The sequence below is a fragment of the Aeromonas sp. HMWF014 genome (assembly GCF_963878295.1).
Lineage (GTDB): Bacteria > Pseudomonadota > Gammaproteobacteria > Enterobacterales > Aeromonadaceae > Aeromonas > Aeromonas popoffii.
Genome location: NZ_CAWNYS010000050.1, coordinates 1 through 18,205, shown reverse-complemented (window position 1 = coordinate 18,205; position 18,205 = coordinate 1). Strand labels below are relative to the sequence as shown.

The 18,205-nt window shown below is 61.0% G+C and carries 13 protein-coding genes, 2 tRNA genes and 1 pseudogene; 9 read left to right on the top strand and 7 right to left on the bottom strand.

From position 1 onward, the window contains the following. From AAC083_RS22785 to AAC083_RS01865, 3 genes are all read right to left on the bottom strand, one after another. The coding region (locus AAC083_RS22785; protein ID WP_375134792.1) for a LacI family DNA-binding transcriptional regulator at positions 1–353 on the bottom strand (353 nt) is incomplete at its 3' end. 179 nt (positions 354–532) lie between these two features. After that, the gene (locus AAC083_RS01870; RefSeq protein ID WP_108537902.1) at positions 533–2,449 is read right to left on the bottom strand and encodes a transglycosylase SLT domain-containing protein; all 1,917 of its coding nucleotides are present in this window, start codon (positions 2,447–2,449) and stop codon (positions 533–535) included. An 82-nt stretch (positions 2,450–2,531) separates the two neighbouring features. Further along, positions 2,532–5,039, bottom strand: a complete 2,508-nt coding sequence (locus tag AAC083_RS01865) for a putative bifunctional diguanylate cyclase/phosphodiesterase (RefSeq protein WP_108537900.1) — start codon at positions 5,037–5,039, stop codon at positions 2,532–2,534. Positions 5,040–5,410: 371 nt separating this feature from the next. Between AAC083_RS01865 and hpf the strand changes: the two genes are divergently transcribed. Then, positions 5,411–5,752 (top strand): ribosome hibernation-promoting factor, HPF/YfiA family, encoded by a 342-nt coding sequence (gene hpf, locus AAC083_RS01860; protein ID WP_042034639.1) that lies wholly within the window; start codon positions 5,411–5,413, stop codon positions 5,750–5,752. 99 nt (positions 5,753–5,851) lie between these two features. Here the strand turns inward: hpf and AAC083_RS01855 are convergent, their stop codons facing one another. Then, positions 5,852–6,361 (bottom strand): VC2046/SO_2500 family protein, encoded by a 510-nt coding sequence (locus AAC083_RS01855; protein WP_108537901.1) that lies wholly within the window; start codon positions 6,359–6,361, stop codon positions 5,852–5,854. Between the two features lie 125 nt (positions 6,362–6,486). Between AAC083_RS01855 and AAC083_RS01850 the strand changes: the two genes are divergently transcribed. Further along, positions 6,487–6,571: transfer RNA gene (locus AAC083_RS01850), tRNA-Tyr, on the top strand. 49 nt (positions 6,572–6,620) lie between these two features. Beyond that, positions 6,621–6,705: transfer RNA gene (locus tag AAC083_RS01845), tRNA-Tyr, on the top strand. A gap of 120 nt (positions 6,706–6,825) precedes the next feature. Here the strand turns inward: AAC083_RS01845 and tamB are convergent. Together tamB and tamA are read right to left on the bottom strand one after the other, a co-directional pair. Continuing rightward, positions 6,826–10,548, bottom strand: a complete 3,723-nt coding sequence (gene tamB, locus AAC083_RS01840) for an autotransporter assembly complex protein TamB (protein ID WP_108537899.1) — start codon at positions 10,546–10,548, stop codon at positions 6,826–6,828. Between the two features lie 79 nt (positions 10,549–10,627). Continuing rightward, positions 10,628–12,403, bottom strand: a complete 1,776-nt coding sequence (gene tamA, locus AAC083_RS01835) for an autotransporter assembly complex protein TamA (RefSeq protein WP_108537898.1) — start codon at positions 12,401–12,403, stop codon at positions 10,628–10,630. 594 nt (positions 12,404–12,997) lie between these two features. Here tamA and AAC083_RS01830 point away from each other — a divergent pair. Both AAC083_RS01830 and AAC083_RS01825 read left to right on the top strand, forming a co-directional pair. Next, complete coding sequence (locus AAC083_RS01830; protein WP_108537897.1) at positions 12,998–13,372, top strand: hypothetical protein; 375 nt, start codon at positions 12,998–13,000, stop codon at positions 13,370–13,372. 79 nt (positions 13,373–13,451) lie between these two features. Continuing rightward, positions 13,452–13,730, top strand: a complete 279-nt coding sequence (locus AAC083_RS01825; protein ID WP_005309750.1) for a peptidylprolyl isomerase — start codon at positions 13,452–13,454, stop codon at positions 13,728–13,730. 4 nt (positions 13,731–13,734) lie between these two features. Here AAC083_RS01825 and AAC083_RS01820 read toward each other — a convergent pair whose 3' ends face one another. Continuing rightward, entirely contained in the window at positions 13,735–14,292 is a 558-nt protein-coding gene (locus AAC083_RS01820) for a peptide-methionine (S)-S-oxide reductase (RefSeq protein ID WP_108537896.1), read from the bottom strand. A gap of 51 nt (positions 14,293–14,343) precedes the next feature. Between AAC083_RS01820 and AAC083_RS01815 the strand changes: the two genes are divergently transcribed. The 4 genes and pseudogenes from AAC083_RS01815 to AAC083_RS01800 all read left to right on the top strand — a co-directional run. Continuing rightward, positions 14,344–15,030 carry a DUF1499 domain-containing protein gene (locus AAC083_RS01815; protein ID WP_108537895.1) on the top strand — a complete coding sequence of 229 codons (687 nt, stop codon included), beginning with the start codon at positions 14,344–14,346 and terminating at the stop codon, positions 15,028–15,030. A gap of 1 nt (position 15,031) precedes the next feature. Next, positions 15,032–15,613: a carboxymuconolactone decarboxylase family protein gene (locus AAC083_RS01810; RefSeq protein ID WP_108537894.1), complete on the top strand. Its 582-nt coding sequence runs from the start codon at positions 15,032–15,034 to the stop codon at positions 15,611–15,613. After that, a complete protein-coding gene (locus AAC083_RS01805) occupies positions 15,613–17,775 on the top strand; it encodes an FAD-dependent oxidoreductase (protein WP_108537893.1) in 2,163 nt (720 codons plus the stop codon). The genes AAC083_RS01810 and AAC083_RS01805 overlap by 1 nt, the downstream gene beginning before the upstream one ends. 22 nt (positions 17,776–17,797) lie before the next feature. Next, positions 17,798–18,205 (top strand): annotated as a pseudogene (locus tag AAC083_RS01800) (ABC transporter substrate-binding protein); the annotation flags it as partial.

Genomic DNA, 18,205 nt, shown 5'->3' with positions numbered 1-18,205 from the left:
TCGCACTGACGCTGCAGCAGCGCCTGGATGGCATGACGCTCGCGCACCGCATCGTGGTTGCCGGACATGACGATGGTGAACTTGTCCGCCTTGTCGACCATGGTCTCGATGCCGCGCATCATCTGGGCGAAGAAGGGGCCACCACACAGGTCCCCCACCAGAACGCCGATGCAGTTGGATCGCTTACTGACCAGCGCTTGGGCAAAACTGTTGGGACGAAAATTCAGTTCCTTCATGGCCGCCAATACGGCCTCACGCTTTTCTGGTGCCACCTGAGCCGTGTTGTTGATCACCCGCGACACAGTTGAAATGGACACATTAGCCAACCGAGAAACGTCTTTAATCGTTGCCACTATCAATTCCTTTGTTGGGGAAGCCTGTCTGTGTTGATCGGGCGATGATATCGAGCCTGTCAGACCAAGATATGGCGCCAGATCACCTGACAGGCTTCCTTTTGTCACAAAACCTTGTGGGATAATAACCATTTTGGGGGAGGAAAGGGAATTGGGCAGCCGCCGCCGCGGCTGCCATCTCAATAAGCGTGACTCAGCTCGAGTTCGGACATGAAGCGCAGCGGTTGTTGCAGTTTGTGCTGATAGATGAGATCGAACGACAGCACGTTCTGCACGTAGTTGCGCGTCTCCTTGTAGGGGATGCTCTCGACCCAGACATCCATTGGCTTGTCAGTGCTCTGATCGCGCCAGCGTTTGACCCGGCCAGGTCCGGCATTGTAAGCCGCCGTCGCCAGAATGCGATTACCGTCATACACATCCAGCAGCCGCTTGAGATAGGCGCTGCCAAGGCGGATGTTCATGGCGGGATCGAACAGCTGCTGCTCGTTACGATAGGGCACCCCCAACTTGCTGGCGGTCTCCTTGGCGGTGGCTGGCATCAGTTGCATCAGACCACGCGCACCCACCGGCGATTCTGCCCGTGGATAGAGGGCGCTCTCCTGGCGCGATACCGCATAGAGCAAGCTCATATCCACCGAGCGCTCCCGCGCCATCTGGCTGAAGGTCTGCTTGTAGGGTTTGGGGAAACGCAACTCGATCGCATCCCAGGCTTCGGCACGGATGCTGGCCAGAATAGCCAGCTCATGCCATCCCTGATTGAGCGCTATGTGGCCAAACTCGATACGCTGGGCCACCGGGTTGCGATCCATGTTGTGGACCCACTCAGCGCGCGCCGCCGTGATTTCATTCATGTCCAGCAGCTCACGCACCCGCAGCAAGAAGGGCCAATGCTGAGTTGCAGTACGCCAGTCGGGTACCTTGGTGCCGGCGCTCTGGTTCTTGATCCGATATGGCACACCCGTGCGCTGAGCGGCCATGAAACCATAGAAACCACGCAAGTTGGCCGTTTCCAGATAGAGATCCCACGCCGGTTTCTTTTGCCCCTGTACTTCCAGCGAACGCGCCAGCCAGTAACGCCAGCGATCCTCTTTCTGCAACGCCATCGGCATGCGCTTCACCCAGCCGGAGAGCCCGTGCCAGTCCTGCTCCCAGATGGCGAGCCGGGCACGCAGCTCCAGCAGATCCGGATCGGCCAGCCGCACGACAGTGGCATCCACCCAACTGCGCTGGGAAGTGGATCGCGCCAACAGCAGGCGACGGGCCACGGCTCGTTCCACCGGCTCCAGCTCTGTGGAGGTCAACCCGAAGCGCGTGCGCATCGTGGGCAATTGGCCCAGCACGGATTCGGGCTGCTGATTGGCATAACGGGCCAAGCCCAGCAGCAACAGCCGCTTTGAGGGGGCTGTGGTGGAAAAATAGGCCGGGTTCATCGCCTTGGCGGGCTGCTCGAACAAGGCGATCATCTGATAGGCGTAAGGCCGCATGCCGCTGCCAAGTTGGGCGCCCAGATGGCGTATCAGGTTGGGGTTTTCCGCTTCAAACGCCAAGGTCATGCGGGTCCAGACCTTCTCCTGGGTACGCAATCCAGCCTGCTGCCAGAGCTGGAACAAAGGGGTGCAGGCATCGGGACGGGATTGGCCGCTCAACCAGAGCTTGCCCGCCTCCTGCAAGGCCTGAGTCTGCTGCCCCGTGTAGTAGCGCGCCTGATAGTGCATGCAGAGCAGATCGGTGGAGCTCGGCTTGGCCGGGTAGAAACGCAGGAACTGGGACCACTGCTGACTCTGGGCCAGATAGGTGAGGTAACTGCGTTCCAGCCGGTTGGATTGGGGCGTGTCACCGTAATCGCGAATGAAGCTGACAACCTTGTCATAGTCTGCCGCCCCGGGCCGGAAGGCCAGCTGGTAGTAATCCAGATAGGGCAACAAAGGATAATGGGTCAAACGGGCGCGAATTTGCTGGAAACGGGCCTGATCGTTGGCTCTTACTGCCTCATGGGCCTGACGATAGAGGGACTGATCCATAGTCTGTGCTGCGACTTGCATCAGAAGTCCGGGCACGAACAGCGCCGATAATATGATTCCCTGCAGGGCTTTCACCAAAGACGTCTCCATTGCGCAGTAATACCACCGCCCGTTGGCGGTGGTGTCGTGCACTCATTCTACTCGTTAACGTGAAGGGCTACAGCTCGCTCACCACACTATTTTTCGCGCCTGAAACAACGCCATCACTGCGGGTAAGACGTTTGACATAACGTTCCAGATAAGGCACTGGCAACGGCTTGGAGGCCAGATACCCCTGATAGAAATGGCAGCCCTGTGCCTGCAAAAACTCCAGCTGCTGGCGTGACTCCACGCCTTCTGCCGTCACGTTGAACCCCATGTGGCGAGCCATGGCGATAACGGCCTCGACGATGGCCATGTTGTCGCCATCCTTGGGAATGTCCTGGATGAAGGAGCGATCTATCTTGAGTTCATCGGCCGGCAGCCGTTTCAAGTAACTCAGGGAGGAGTAACCGGCGCCGAAATCATCGATGGCGAAACTGATGCCGAGCACCTTGAGCTCGCTCATCTTGCTGATGGTATCTTCCGCATGGCCGAGCACCACGGATTCGGTGATCTCCAGATTCAGGCAGGCGGGATCCATGCCGGTGGCGGCCAGCACATCATGAATGCGCTCGACAAAGTCGCTGGCATGGAACTGCTTGGCACTGACATTGACCGAGAGCTGGGGGATGTGGATGCCGTTCTCCTCCCACAGCACATACTGGGCGCACGCCTCGTGCAGCACCCAGTTACCGATGTCAACGATGAGATCCGTCTCCTCGGCAATGGGAATGAACTCGGCGGGAGAGACCAGCGCCCGCCCCGGCGGTTGCCAGCGGATCAGCGCCTCGACCCCTATGATGTCCCCCCCTTCCACCATGTGCTGCGGCTGGTAGTAGAGGGTCAGCTCCTGTTGGCTGAGGGCATTGCGCAGCTCGTTGTGAATGAGTAGCCGACGATCCGCCTGCTGCTGCATGGAGGCATCGAAGAAGCGGCGGGTCTTGCGGCCCGCCGATTTGGCCTGATACATGGCGGTGTCAGCCTGCTTGAGCAGATCGTCCACCCCCTGCCCACGGCCGGGGAAGAGGGTAATGCCGACGCTGGCGCCTATGTGCAGCACCTGCTGGCCATGGGTGTAGGGGGCGGCGATCTCGCTGATGAGCCGCTCAGTGATGATGTCGGCCTGCATCTCCGCCTGGGGCGGGCTGGCCGACAGCGAGGGCAACAGCAGCACGAATTCGTCGCCACCCAGCCTCGCCAGACAATCCCCCTGGCGCACCAGCCGTTTGAGGCGAGTGGCCACCTCCTTGAGCAGCCAGTCGCCGGTGGCATGACCCAGCGAATCATTGATGGTCTTGAAGTGATCCAGATCGATGAACAGCAGGGCCCCTATCAGGTGATCGCGGCTTGCCTCGCGGAACGCCTGAGCCAGGGTCTCGTGCAACTGGCGGCGGTTGGGCAGACCGGTCAGCTCGTCGTAGTAGGCAAGATGCTGGATGCGACGTTCGGCCTCCTTGCGCTCCGAGATATCTTCGAAACAGATGACGAAGTGGCTGATCACCCCTTTGCCATCCTGCACAGGCGTGACGATTTCCCACTGGGGATAGATGTGACCATCGACGTGCTGGCGCAAGGTTTCTCCCTGCCAGCGGCTCAAGGTATTGAGCTCATAGCCCAGCCCCCCCAGCCCTGACCAGAGGTCATTGCCAAGATGCAGCCCAATCACCCGCTGACTGTCAAAGCCGCTGATCTGGCTAAAGGCATGGTTGACCCGCAAAATCTTGAAGTCGGGATCCGTGATGATGATGCCCTCGTGGGTTTCGAAGGCCACCGCAGAGAGCCGCAGCTGGGCATCGCTCTGCAACCGCTCCAGCTCGGCCACCATGCGCACAGAGAAAATGGTCAGCACTGAATCCAGGTTGGGGATCTCGATCTCGCCTGAGAAGAGCAGTGCCAGATGGCCAAGGATCTGACCCTGTCTGTCAAGCAGCGGCTGGGCGTAATAACGCTGCCCCGCTTTCAACTGCGGATTAAGCTGGCAATCGGCCTCGATGGTGACCACGCAGGCATCACCACGCCGATAGAGCTGCTGGCAGGGCATGCCCGCGAGTTCGTACTCCTTGAGGTCAATACCATGGCTGGCCAGCACCTTGAGGCGGTCGCTGCTGGTGCGCTCTGCCAGCCATACCGCATCCGCGACCAGAATATGGGCGAGTTGGTTGATCAGGGTATCGAAAAAGTCGAGCCCGGTTCTGGCGGACAGCGCTTGGGCCAGCTGGGCCAGCAGGGGATCTTGCAACAGGGGGAGCTGCTGGGACAGTTCAGGCGTACTGCGGGTGGTATCCAGCGGGGCCAGCCAGCCACAGCATACTTGCTGGGCAGAGACGTACTGGCCGCTCCAGAGCACATGGCGCACCTCGCCATGCTCGTCCATCAGGTGACCGATGAACTGGGCTGGCTGGCGTGAGTGGTAGAGTCTGGAGAGAAAATCAGAGAAGCCGGGTTCATCGTCCACGGCCAGCTGACCGGCCCAGGGATGTGCCCCCTCCCCTTGCCATAACTGGTAAGAGGCATGATCGGACAGGCTCCACTGCTCATGTTGCCGATCATAAAACCACATCATCTGAGTGCCCTGCTGTTTCATCTACTACTCCAACACCACGACAACCACGTTCAATACCCTGACAACTTGATAGAGCCACACAATACCCTCTCGCACTACGGGCATAGCGCGATACGTGAGGAGTGCGAAAGAAGCGAGACTATGCGGTGAAAACCGGACATGAGGTCGACATGCGGCGCTGCCAAGGGGGGACAGAAACGATCCAAGTTTCCCATACTGCCTGCCAGTTTCATGGAGCTCAAGTGCTTTTTGACGCAGAACGGGAAAAGATCACAATTTATAAGTCGCGTGATAGTAAAGGATTCATTTCGTGACAAAGATCACATTTCAATATTCTGCCATGAGTACTCTGAAGGTGAAGACACAAGCAAGACGACCCGAAGGGGGCCAATATGAAAATCGAAATTACCAGCAAAATCATCGACATCACCCCGGCTATCCGCGAGCGCATTGAATCCCGCTTTGAAAAGCTCGAACGTCTTCAGGTGCCTCTTATCACACCCCATGTGATTGTCTCCAAAGAGCGTCTGATGTTTATCGTTGAAGCCAGTGCTGGCATCCCCAACGGCAAACTGTTTGCACAGGCAGAACACGAGGATATGTACGCCGCCATCACCGAACTGGGGCAAAAGCTGGAACGTCAGCTCAACCGCCACATCGAGAAGCCCATCGCCCGTCGTGCGGCCGCCAGTACCAAGGAAGTCGTACCCCAAGTGGATGAAGCCGACGCATAATCTGCAGCACATCGCACGAATCAAACAATAAAGGCGGGATCTTCCCGCCTTTTTGCATCCTGACGTTGCCGCGAGTCGATGCCCCCTCCTTACCCTGTCTCAGCTTAACCAGTGCAGACGAGCATCCACCCCCTGTTGCAACGCATCCAGTATTGGCAGCATGAGCAGCGGATCGTCACCCCTTGGCTGATCCGCTATCTTGCGTTGCCAGCGCTCACGCCCCAGAAGCGAGAGGTTGTCATACACGGCGGGATCCAGCATCGGCTGCGTGCCCAGCAAGGGCGGCGAGCGCAGCGCCAGCCAGAGCCTGACATCCACCATCGAGCCCCCCTGTTGCAGCCGCTCGTTGAGTCGCACACCATCACCATCATCCTCGCCCCCTTGCAGGGGGGCTAGCGCTGGCAGTGCAAAGCGGCTGCGCCAGTCCCGGGGATCCGGCTTGGACGCGGCCACCGGATCGAACCAGGGCTGCGCCTCCACAGCATCGGTCAGCAAGGCCAAGTGCAGACGAAAATCAGCCCTGTCGCCGTGCTGGAGATCCCGGTTTAGACGTTGCCCCAGCTGGGCCTCGTCAACCAACAGCTGATCACGTATCGCGCTGGGTAGCATGAGATAACTCTTGGAAATGGTGGTTTCATCGCTTATCGGCCGCAAATCGGATCCTGTGAGCAGGAAAAATCCCGTCAAGGGGTTCACAACAGCGGAAGATCTGTTAGTATGCGCCTCGCACTTGTGGAGGGGTTCCCGAGCGGCCAAAGGGATCAGACTGTAAATCTGACGGCTCTGCCTTCGAAGGTTCGAATCCTTCTCCCTCCACCATTTCAAGTGCAGTAGTCAGCAAGGCCAAGCAACAGATGCAATGCCCCGTGGAGGGGTTCCCGAGTGGCCAAAGGGATCAGACTGTAAATCTGACGGCTCTGCCTTCGAAGGTTCGAATCCTTCTCCCTCCACCAATCTTCAGAAAACCCGGCCTGGCGCCGGGTTTTCGCATTTCTGACCATGCAAAAACAGTGGGCCTTAAACCATCACACTGGCCCCATGAAAACGGGAGGCCTAAGCCTCCCGTTTTATATTCACCTGCCCGGCAGGGTGAAGCGATAGAAGATATCCACTGCCTGGGCCACCCCGCTCATGGCCTGCAGGTAGAGTCTGGGCATCAGCTCATAACGCAGCCTGAGCTCGGCAATGGGGCTGAACACACCGACCCCATACTGGAACTGCAAGCCGGGCAACAGATAGGCAGACAAGGTAACCTGAGTGTTGTTGCCACTGCCAGCAGTATCAAGCGCCACATCGCTCATGCCGAGGGATTTCCCCAGGCTGGAGACAACGCCGCTGGCCTGACTGACGGCACCGGCCACCAGCAAGCCATTGAAACCGCCATCTGCGCCACTGGTCTGCAAACCCCTGCCGCGCAGCAGATAGGAAAGCTGTTCGGATTGCGCCATCTGAGGTTGAGAAAAAACGGTGATATTGGGCTTGCTAGCCGGCCCTGTCACCCTGACCCCGACAGTCACATTGGCCGCTATGGTCGCGGGATCCCGAATGGCTTCTATGTTGAGGAAGGGCCGATCCAGCGGGCCGGAGAAGAGGATGCGACCATCCTTGATGATGAGGTTCTGGCCATAAGCCCTGAAGCGACCATCGTTGAGCACCAGCTGACCATTGCCGGCAAGTGGCCGGGAAGGCTCCTGGCTGATGTTGATGCCCCCACCCACCCTGGTGGTGAGCCCCATGGCATCGAACCGAATGTCGTCTCCGAGCCGAATGGCAAGTTTGATCGCTATTGGCAGCGGCGTCGCCCTGGGCACCGGCGGCAGATCGTCATGGATCACTATCACGTCATCGGAGACGGAGACCGCGCTCTCGGGCAGGCTCTTGACCAGGATCCGCGCCCAGGGAATGTCGACCTGACCGGTGATCTGGGTCTGCTCTCCCAGCGAGATGGCGATATCGGGGGAGAGTCGCACCCGTCCCATGCCCGGATATTGGGCATCCAGCTCCTTGCCCTGAATGGTGAGGCTGCCACTGACCGGCATCTGAGCCCAGCTCAACCAGCCCCCCAACACCAGCGGACCCTTGCCCACCAGCATGGTGCCGTCGAGTTCAGCACGGTTGCCTTCAATCTTGAGGCGAGTCACCAGCTTGGAGAGGGTCACCATGTCGGAATGGGTCTGCCCCTCCCCATCCAGCAGGTTGAGTTGACCAAACAGCAAGGGGGCGGCCAGGGTACCATCGAAACGGGCATCGGCGGAGATAACGCCCTGCAGGGAGCGTACCTCCGGGATGAGCGGGGCGAAGGTCGTCAGCTTGAGGTCGTCAAACTTGAGCTGCCCCGACAGCCTGCCACGGCCGGATGGATCCGTGACCAGCAGATTGGTATCGATAGTGCCTATCTGTTTGGAGACGAAATCGAGCCGGAGCGCCGCCTGCTGACGTTCGAAATCGATCCCAAACTCGAGCTGCTGATAATCGGTCTTGAGCCCATTAGCAACCAGGGTGCCCGGCGTGGTACGCACGTTGGCGCGCAGGGTCGGCTGGCTGCCTCGCCAACTGGCTCTTCCATCGGCGGAGAGCACCGCCAGCCAGCAGAAATTGTCCGGTAGCCAGGGGTGCAGACGCTGGAGATCTAACCCGCTCAGGGCAAATTCGAGGCTACCCTGCTGGGCCGAAACCTGGCTGCCCTTGACACAGAGGCTAGCCCCCTTGGATCCCAGGCAGAGATCCCCCATGGTCAACCGCTGGTGCGGCAGATCGAGGTCAAGCGCCCAGGGGGCTGTCAGCTCCCAACGCTGCAGCGGCGTCTTCAGCTTGAGCTCCGATAGGGTGCCACGCCAGCGGTCCCCGCGCAGGCTACCGCTCAGGTTGAGATTGGCCGCCACCGGCTCGCCCTTCATGGTCAGCGATAAAACATGCTGATTGAGATCACCGCTCAGGTTCAGGGCCAGCTGGCTGAGCGCGTTGGCCCCTTGTACCAGGCTCGCCACCGTCAGCGCCAGCTCACCGGCCGGCTTGTCGCCGACCAGGGCATTACCCTTGATGGCAATCCCCTTCAGATCCGTGCCCGCATAGTAGAGCCGGCTGGCGGCCAGTTCCGTTGTGACCCTTGGTGTCTGCTGGTTGCCGGTGAGGCGCACCTGTCCCTTGATGTCCCCCTTCAGACCGGGGTAGAGCCCGGCCAGATTGGGGGCATCGATATCCGCATCCAGCCTCCATGCTTGCTGGCTGAGGCTGCCCTTGACCTGCAGCTGGTTGGGGCCGCTTTGCAGTGCCAGCGCGGGGATCTGCCACTCCATCTTGTCGTTGCCGCTGAGGCGGCCCTTGATGGCCAGCGGATGCTGGTTGAGCTTGCCCTCGACCTTCAGTTCTGGCAGCTGCAGCTGCCAGTGGCCTGTCTCGTTCAGTTCTAACTTGCTGGTAATCTTGCCCGCCAGCTTGCCCTTGAGCTCGGGAACCAGTTCGGCGGGATTGATCTCCTTGAATTCGGTGGTGCCCTGCCAGCGCACCCCCTGATTCCAGGCCAACTTGCCATCGAGCTTGAGCTCCCCTTTCAGGGCGTTGAGCTGCAGCTTTATCTGGTTCAGTTGTTCCAGATCCCCCTTGCCCGTCAGCGCCAGCTTGAAGGGGGGGACGTCCGTGCCTTTGCCAGCCGTATTCAAGGCAAACTGATAGCCGGAGAGTTTACCCTTGGCAGTCAGGCTGCCTTTGTCCAACTGATAGCTGGGCTCGTCCTTGGCTGGCTTGTGCAGGGGCCAGTCGAGGCGCTGCCACTCCAGCCCCAGATCAAACGGCAAGTCAGGGTTGAGGGCGGCCAATGACCCCTTGAGGTTGGCGGCCACCGGCCCCTTGGCTTGCAGATCAAGCGCCAGCTTGCCTACCGAGCCACCCAGGATCAGGGCCGCCTGCCCCCCTTTGAGTTTGCCATCCAGCAGCCCCTTGCGGGCATTGGCGTCCAGGGTCAACTCAAGCGGATAATCCTCGGTCAGCCGGATATGGCCCTTAAGCGCCACATCCGCCATGGCATGGCGCAGGGAGAGCTCGCGCACCTCGATGCGCTCCTCTTTCCCACTGGCCGACAGCCGCAGGGTGTCGAGCCCTTCGTTCAGCTCCCCTTGTTGATAGCGAAAGCGGGTCGCCGTCAGGCCTTCCAGCTGGATGGGGAAAGGCAGGGTGATGGCGGGCAGCGCAATGGGCGCCGCGTTGGTTGCCTTCTGCTCCTTGGCCGCAGCCGGTTTGGCTGCATCGGCAGGCGGCGTCTCGGCCAGGGTCACGGTCAGGCCATCCAGCACAGGCCCGCGCACGATGAGCCCCTGGCGACTGAGGGTGGCGCCGATGTCGAGGGACGTGAGGGTCACACCGACGCCGGGCACCGCCAGATCCAAGTCCGTTACCTGGAGACTATCGACCTGGATCCGCAGGGGCAGCGGACGCCAGACGAAGGGTTCTGATGGCTCTTCCTGCACCGGCTCCGATTCAGCGACCTTGACCACGGGGTGGGTGACCGTCAGAGATTTGATCCAGAGCTTGCCCTGCAACAACTTGCCGAGATCCCAGTTCAGCACGGCCCGCTCCACCATGACATCCACCAGCTCGTCCTGCCAGCCGACCCCTTCCAGGGTCCAGCCATAACCGAGTTGGCCCGCCACCAGCTCTCCCTTGAGGGAGGGCAGCGCCGCCCTGGCCTGTTGCCATAGCCACTTGTTGCCCTGATGGGTGAAGCCCAGCAGGCTGAAGCCAATCAGCAGCAGGAAGACGAGCCCCATCAGCCAGAGAAGAATGCGTTTTACCCAGATCACAGCACAGGCCCCCGCGAAACATGCAGCCGCAGCGGCCAAGAAAGAGAACAAAGAGGAAGATGGGTGCGTTTAAACCGGATCATAGTTCAGGCCCCAACGCGAAATGGAGCCGCAGCGGCTTGTCATCCTCGGTAATGGCCACCGCCAGATCGAGCCTGACCTGACCTATGGGGGTGACCCAACGCACGCCGACACCCGGGCCTATCTTCCAAGCCTCGCTGTAATCGACCGTGGCCGTCCCGCCATCCACGAACAGGGCGCCGAGCCATCTGTCACTGAAGCGGTAGCTGTATTCGGCACTGGCAACGCTCACGTAACGGCCCCCCAGCAACTTGCCGTCGCTGCCGCGCGGCGAGATGGTCTCGTAGCCATAGCCACGCACCGTCTGGTCACCACCGGTGAAGAAGCGCAGTGACGGCGGCACCAGCGAGAAGCTGTCCCCTATGATGGCGCCCTGCTCCGCCCGCAGCAGGAAGCGGTGATCCTCTCCCAGGGAGCGCAGCCACCTGCTGCGACCCCACACCCGCACGAAGCTGATATCGGAGCCCCAGTAGGGATCGGAAAACTCCAGGGTCAGCTGCTGGCGATCGCCCCAGTCAGGCACCAGACCACCGCGCATCCGCAACCGCGACCAGGAGACACCGGGGATCAGCAGCAAGCTGTTCCCCTTGTCTGCACCCTGGGTAAAGACCTCGTTTTCGAGCCGGATGAAGACGTTTCGGTCCCAACTCTCCGGCTGCCGCGTCCAGCGGCGCACGCTGAGGGTGGTCAGGTCGGAGCGGGTATCGTTGATGTCCTTGTATTGATAACCCGCCTGCAGCGAGTAGTAGTTCCGCAGTGGGTTGCCCACCGGGATCTGGTAATCGAAGCTAAGCTCGGCCTCGGGTTGCGAGACCTTGGCGGTGGCGTTGAGACGGTGACCGTAGCTGTTGACCCAGGGCTTCTCCCACGTGGCGCTAATACGCGGACCCACGTCGGTAGCAAAGCCGATACCCGTTTCTATTTCGTGGTCGACCCGGTTGGAGAGCGTCACCTGCACCGGCACCCGGTTGCCCTCCGCCTGGCTGACCATGGGCCTGATATCCACCTCCTTGAACATCCTGGTGGAGGAGATATCCTGCGACATCTCGGCCAGCCGGATCGCCAGATAGGGGTCGCCGCTCTTGATGTTGACGAGCGGCCGAATGAGGCGCAGCGCCTCGGGCGTGGCGTCGTAGTGGATCTCGCCAAAGTGATAGCGCTGGCCGGAGCGAAACAGTATGTAGATCTCGGCCGTGCCCTGATCCGGGAACACCTTGACCTGACTCTTGCTGATCTTGGCGTCGAAGTAGCCGCGGGCCAGCCCCAGGCTGCCGAGATCCGCCTTGATGGATTCGTATTTGCCGTGGTGGAGGGGATCTCCCTCCTGCAGGGGCAGCTTGTCCAGCAGCGCACTGAAGATGTCGTCGCTGCCCACATCCCCTTCCAGCAGTATGTCGAGGCGAGAGATGATGACAGGCTTGCCTGCATCCACCTCGATCACCACCCTGGCGGGGGCATTTTTGTAACGGCTCAGGGTGATCTTGGGCTGATAGTAGCCAAAGACCTGCAGGGCTTGTTGCACACTCTCGGTGATCTTGGGGCGGGCTGTGCGGAATTGGCGCTCCTGAAAGACGGGCAGCGCATTGAGGAAGGCTTCGACGTTATCCTTGGTCTCCCCTCTCAGCCCCTTGACCTGATAGGTGAGTTTGGCCGCCATGGCCGGGGTGACGAACAGCAGCAAACAGAGAGTCAGGCCCAGTGCGCGGAGCCTGCGACGGAAAACCCGTCCGGGCGATGAGATCCCTGCTGGCAGGGGCGGATTGCATCCTGTCAAACGTCAATTTCCCCGAAGAACATGATTAAAATAATGCAAGAGTCAGAATGCATATGAGGCTCACTCGATGGCAAGCGCGCCTCATCCTAGCATATCCCCAGCGCAACATCAGAGCGAAGCGGCATCGAAATTCACCATAGTATTGAAGCCTTTGTCACTCGGCTTGCCCACTTTCTTCCCGCCAGCGCCACAGACTGATGCCATTGTGGGCAAAAAAAGGGCCATTCCTCAGCCATCAAGCCATAAGATGCATCACAAGCGGCTGTTTGTCTCGCATCCCCCTTGCACCAACACCCCCTCGCCGACGCGACATCAACTGTCGGCAAGTGGTCAAGATGACGACGGCCAGCCCGCTACCTCCCCCCTGAGCCCAGCCTTCCTCCTTGAACCAAGGCTTACTTTAGATGATAAAAATCAACTGGTTGAATCTGAACAATCAAAGCCTCGTTCACCTCAATCGATTTATCCCGCTCCCCCCGGCTCCTTGTCTCGCCCACACTGGGTTCATCTACCGAAGACAACACATCGCCCGCACCGGCGTCATGAGTCTAGGGTCCCGCCGCCCCCGGTGCTCTTAACCGAAGGAGACACATCATGCCTGCACGTAGCGAACAGATGGCTGACTATATTGCGGACCGACTCGAATTCATCACCTTTCTCGCCTGTTGCAGCGCCCTGGTGGCGCTGCTGACCGGCATGAACGGCCAGCAGGCACTGGCCTTCACCGCCCTCAACCTGCCGTTCGGGCTCGCCATCCTGCTGGGCATCGCCATACTGGCGCCACTGCCGGTGCACTGGCGTCTGCCGGGCATCACCCTCTTGCTGGCAAGCTGCGCCCTGGCCACCTTGCAACTGGGGGGCGACTGGCTCAACCCCTTGGCCATCTGGAGCCTGCATGCCCTGCTGGGGTTGGAGATCCTGTGGCAATCGCGTCCAAGGGCCCGCATCGGCGCCCGCACCCGCAGTTAATCCCTGCATGACGGCTGACGCGCGGCGGGAATTGGAGTAATCTTGCGCCCCGATTTGCCCGCCGCCGAGGAGCGCCAATATGAAGAAAGCCTGTGCCCAGCACATCCTGGTCAAGACAGAGAAGCAGTGTCTGGAGATCAAGGAGAAACTTGCCAAGGGGGCCGACTTTGGTCAGATGGCCAAGCGTTTTTCCACCTGTGCCTCGTCCAAACGCTCGGGGGATCTGGGGGAGTTTTCGAAGGGCGACATGGTCAAGCCGTTTGACGATGCCGTGTTCAAGGGCGAACTGCTGACCGTACTCGGCCCGGTACGCACCAAGTTTGGCTTCCACCTCATCAAGGTGCTTTACCGCAACTGATGGCTCAGGGTTGGGGTGTCAATGCCACGGGCCAGCCGCCGCAACGGCGAGCATAAACACCAAAGCGCCAGGGATGGCGCTGCGCCCAGTCATCCATCTCGGGTGCGGGCGTGAATTGGCTATCCGGCCAGAGCGATACCCGGCTCGCGCGACCATGCAGCGCCTGCCAACGCGTCAGGCTCACCTGGGCCAGACGCCACTGATAGTCATCTCTGGGCAACAGGGTCGGGACAAATTCCTGGCCGCGATTGCAATATTGCCCGCCACCATCGTGCCCATCCACCAGCTGCCAGAAGACATTGAGCAGATCCCCATAACCCACCAGGACCGGATCGTAATCGATGCGCACTGCCTGGCGCCGCGCCAGCTCCTGTGCCGGCGTGGTTCCCTGTGGCAAGGGTGTGGCATAGCCGGGTTCGACCCGCGACACCCCAGGCATGGCCTCATAGACGATCTCGGCGCGCCACATGTCCCCCGCCGCCAGCACGGCTGTGTCAGCCCACAGCGAAGCGCTTGGGAAAAGCAGCAGGACTGAGATAAATTTACTAACGTTATCAGTCAATTAAGTTTATCCTTCAGGGTACTTGTCCATCATAACCAGTGGTTCCCCGTTATGCCCAGTTATTTGTGGTGGCCCCTGCTGGCCTGGTTGCTGCCCCTTGCTGGCGCCCTCGGCAGCCGCTCTCACCTCTGGCCCTGGTGGCTGGGGTTCGCCATCTGTCTGCTCGGTGCGCTGATATCGCTCCTGTTACTGGTACGCCTGCCCTGGAGCCGGCATAAGGTGCCGAGCCTCTGGGGGATCACCCCGCTGCTGCTGCCCCTGCTGTTCCTGGTGCAGGCACTGCGTATGCCGCTGCTCAACGATGTCAGCACGGATCCCTATAATCCCCCCCCCCTGCGCTGGGCCGCCGAGCTGAGAACGGCGCAGGATCTGCCCATCAATTCGGCACCCTTGAACGCGTTTGAGGGCAAACCCGGTCCTCTCTATACCAGCGCCTCCCCGGTCGAGGCGATCACGGAGGCCCACGCGCTGATGATACAACTGGGCTGGCAGGTGCGACCGAGCCCGGACGGCCTCGATGCAGTGGCCACCACCGGCTGGTTCGGCTTTCAGGACGATGTGGCGCTGCGGGTCTTTGCCGGCCCCCAGGAGACCCGCATCGACATGCGTTCGGCCTCCCGCCAAGGACGCAGCGATCTGGGTACCAACCGGGCACGGATCGAGGTGTTTCTGATCCGGCTCAATGAGCGGCTGGGGGGTGCCTACAAACCCAAGATGCAGAACAAAAAAGAGGAATAACATGCGCGTTGAGGTCAAACCCGATCGGGAATATGCCTGGTTTATCCGCCCCTTTTTCTGGCTGCAAAAACGCAACTACGGCCAGGTGCTGATCCCAGGCAAATGTTGGGGCCGCTCGCCACGGCTGTTTGCCGCCGTGGCCACCCTCTACGGCGTCATCAACCGCAGGCGCTCCCCCATCGACCCCGTGCTGCGCTCCCTGGTGACGGTGCGGGTCTCCCAGCTCAACTGGTGCCGCTTCTGCGTCGACATCAACGCCATGACCCTCATCAAGCGGGCCGGTTCCAGCGAGAAGGTGGAGGCGCTGGCCCACTGGCGCAACAACCCCCTGTTCGACGAGCGGGAAAAGGCGGTGCTCGACTACACCGAAGCCATGACAGGGCTGGATGGGGTCAGCGATGAACAGGCGGCCCGCCTCAAGCCCTGGTTCGATGACGACGCCATGGTGGAGCTGACCGGCCTTATCGCCTTCCAGAACATGTCGGCCAAGTTCAACGCCGCCCTCGATATCGCACCGCAGGGCTTCTGCCAGTTGCCGGTGCAACCCGAGCGTCCCGCCCAGCCAGACAGCAAGGACGCCTGATGAACCGGGCCCGCCTGCTGCTTCTGTTGGTGATGGGGTGCCTCATCGGCGCCTTCTTTGCCCTCGAGCTTGGCCGCTATCTTAGTCTGGGCGCCTTGCAGGCCCAGCAGGCCGCACTGGCGCAATGGGTCGACAGCCACTTTGTCACGGCCAGTCTGCTGTTTGTGAGCATCTATGTGCTGAGCACCGCCCTCTCCCTGCCCGGCGCCAGCCTGCTCACCCTGGGCGGCAGCGCAGTGTTCGGGATCGGCTGGGGGCTGCTGCTGGTCTCCTTTGCCAGCACCATTGGCGCCACCCTGGCTTTTCTCAGCGCCCGCTTCCTGCTGCGCGACTGGGTCACGACCCGCTTTGGCGACAAGCTGGCCACCTTCCAGGCCGGGATGGAGAAGGACGGCGCCTTCTACCTGCTGAGCCTGCGCCTTATCCCCCTCTTCCCCTTCTTTCTGGTCAACCTGCTGATGGGGCTCACCCCCATCAGAGTCAGTACCTACTACTGGGTGAGCCAGCTTGGCATGCTGCCCGGCACCTTCGTCTATGTGCTGGCGGGGAGCGAGCTTGGCCAATTAACCAGCACGGGCAACGTTCTCTCCCCCGGCCTGATAGTGGCGCTGACCCTGCTGGGGCTGATGCCCTTCTTGATCAAGCGCGCCATACAACAGCTTGCCCTGCGCCGCCTGCACGCCCCCTATCGAAAGCCCGCCCGTTATGACTACAACCTGCTGGTAGTCGGCGCCGGTGCCGGTGGGCTGGTCACCAGCTATATCGCCGCAGCAGTGAAGGCCAAGGTGGCGCTTGTCGAGAAACACAAGATGGGGGGCGATTGCCTCAACAGCGGCTGCGTCCCCTCCAAGGCGCTGATCCGCAGCGCCCGCTTTGCCGCCGAGCAGCGCAAGGCCGAAGCGCTGGGCTTTAGCCCAAGCCAATCCTGCGCCGATTTTGCCGCTGTGATGGAGCGGGTGGCGACGGTCATCAAGGAGGTCGAGCCCCACGACTCGGTAGAACGCTATGAAGGGCTTGGGGTGGAGTGTATCGAAGGGGAGGCGCGACTGATCTCCCCCTGGGAGGTGGAAGTGAACGGCCAGCGCCTTACCAGCCGCCATATCGTCATCGCCACCGGCGCCAGACCGTTTGTGCCGGTTCTACCCGGATTGGCCGACGTGCCTTATCTCACCTCGGATAGCCTCTGGCAGCTGCGTACCCCGCCGCGCCGTTTGCTGGTGCTTGGCGGCGGCCCCATCGGCTGCGAGCTGGCCCAGAGCTTTGCCCTGCTCGGCATCCCGGTCACGCAAGTGGAGCTGGCCGATCAACTGCTGCCACGTGAAGAACGGGAGGTGGCCGACGCGCTGCAATCACAGCTGGCCCGTGACGGTGTCACTGTGCTCACCGGCTGGCGCACCGAGCGGGTCGACTATCTGCCATCAGCAGAGGCACAAGACACGCAGCTGCCCATTCGACTGCAACTGCGCCGAGGCGATGACGTGCAAGTGATTGAGGGAGATCAACTGCTGCTGGCACTGGGACGGGTTGCCAATGTGAGTGGCTTCGGGCTGGAGGCGCTAGGGGTGGAACTGGCACCCCGTGGCACGGTTGCCGTCGATGGTTTTCTCGCCACCAACTACCCCAGCATTTTGGCGGTGGGGGACGTGGCAGGTCCCTACCAGTTCACCCACGTTGCCGCCCATCAGGCCTGGTATGCCGCCGTTAATGCCCTGTTCGGCCAGTTCAAGCGCTTCAAGGCGGACTACAGGGTGATCCCAACTGCCACCTACACCACGCCGGAAATCGCCCGGGTCGGCCTCAACCGCAAGGAGGCAGAGGCAGAGAGTATCCCCTTCGAGACGACCCGCTTCGAGCTGGCCGAGCTGGATCGCGCCATTGCCGACGGTGAGCGCCATGGCTTTATCGAGGTGCTCACCGTGCCCGGCAAGGAGAAGATCCTGGGTGCCACCATAGTGGGCACTCACGCCGGCGAGCGGATTGCCGAATTCGTGCTCGCCATGCGCCACCAGCTGGGGCTTGGCAAGATCCTCGCCACCATACACGCTTATCCTACCCTGATGGAGGGGAACAAGTACGTGGCCGGCGAGTGGAAGCGGGCTCACCAGCCCACCCGGGTGCTGGCCCTGCTGGCCCGATATCATAGCTGGCGCCGTGGCGCCTGACCCTTTGCCCAAGGTAACTCACATGCTCAAGACTCTGCCCTTGCTCAAATCCCTGTTGTGCGCCCTGCCCCTGCTGGCCAGCGGCCCGCTGTTAGCAAATCCCGATGACAACTGGCAACGGACCCTTGAGGAGGCGAAAGGGCAGACCGTCTACTTCAACGCCTGGGGCGGCAGCCCGGAGATCAACGCCTATCTGGTGTGGGCCGGCCAGGAGCTTGAGCGTCAGTATCAGGTCAAGCTGGTGCAGGTGAAGGTGGATGACATAGCCCAGAGCGTCAGCCAGTTACTGGCCAACAAACAGGCAGGTAAGCACACAGGCGGCCCCATCGATCTGCTCTGGGTCAACGGCGAGAACTTCAAGGCGCTCAAGGAGCAGGGCCTCTTGGGTGCCCCCTTTACCCAGGATCTGCCCAATATGGCGCTGGTGGAC

Excerpts from the sequence above, each read along its gene's own strand:
- AAC083_RS01865 (WP_108537900.1), bottom strand. The coding sequence starts at position 5,039 with ATGAAACAGCAGGGCACTCAGATGATGTGGTTTTATGATCGGCAACAT.
- hpf (WP_042034639.1), top strand. The coding sequence starts at position 5,411 with ATGAAAATCGAAATTACCAGCAAAATCATCGACATCACCCCGGCTATC.
- AAC083_RS01855 (WP_108537901.1), bottom strand. The coding sequence starts at position 6,361 with ATGCTACCCAGCGCGATACGTGATCAGCTGTTGGTTGACGAGGCCCAG.
- AAC083_RS01830 (WP_108537897.1), top strand. The coding sequence starts at position 12,998 with ATGCCTGCACGTAGCGAACAGATGGCTGACTATATTGCGGACCGACTC.
- AAC083_RS01825 (WP_005309750.1), top strand. The coding sequence starts at position 13,452 with ATGAAGAAAGCCTGTGCCCAGCACATCCTGGTCAAGACAGAGAAGCAG.
- AAC083_RS01815 (WP_108537895.1), top strand. The coding sequence starts at position 14,344 with ATGCCCAGTTATTTGTGGTGGCCCCTGCTGGCCTGGTTGCTGCCCCTT.
- AAC083_RS01810 (WP_108537894.1), top strand. The coding sequence starts at position 15,032 with ATGCGCGTTGAGGTCAAACCCGATCGGGAATATGCCTGGTTTATCCGC.
- AAC083_RS01805 (WP_108537893.1), top strand. The coding sequence starts at position 15,613 with ATGAACCGGGCCCGCCTGCTGCTTCTGTTGGTGATGGGGTGCCTCATC.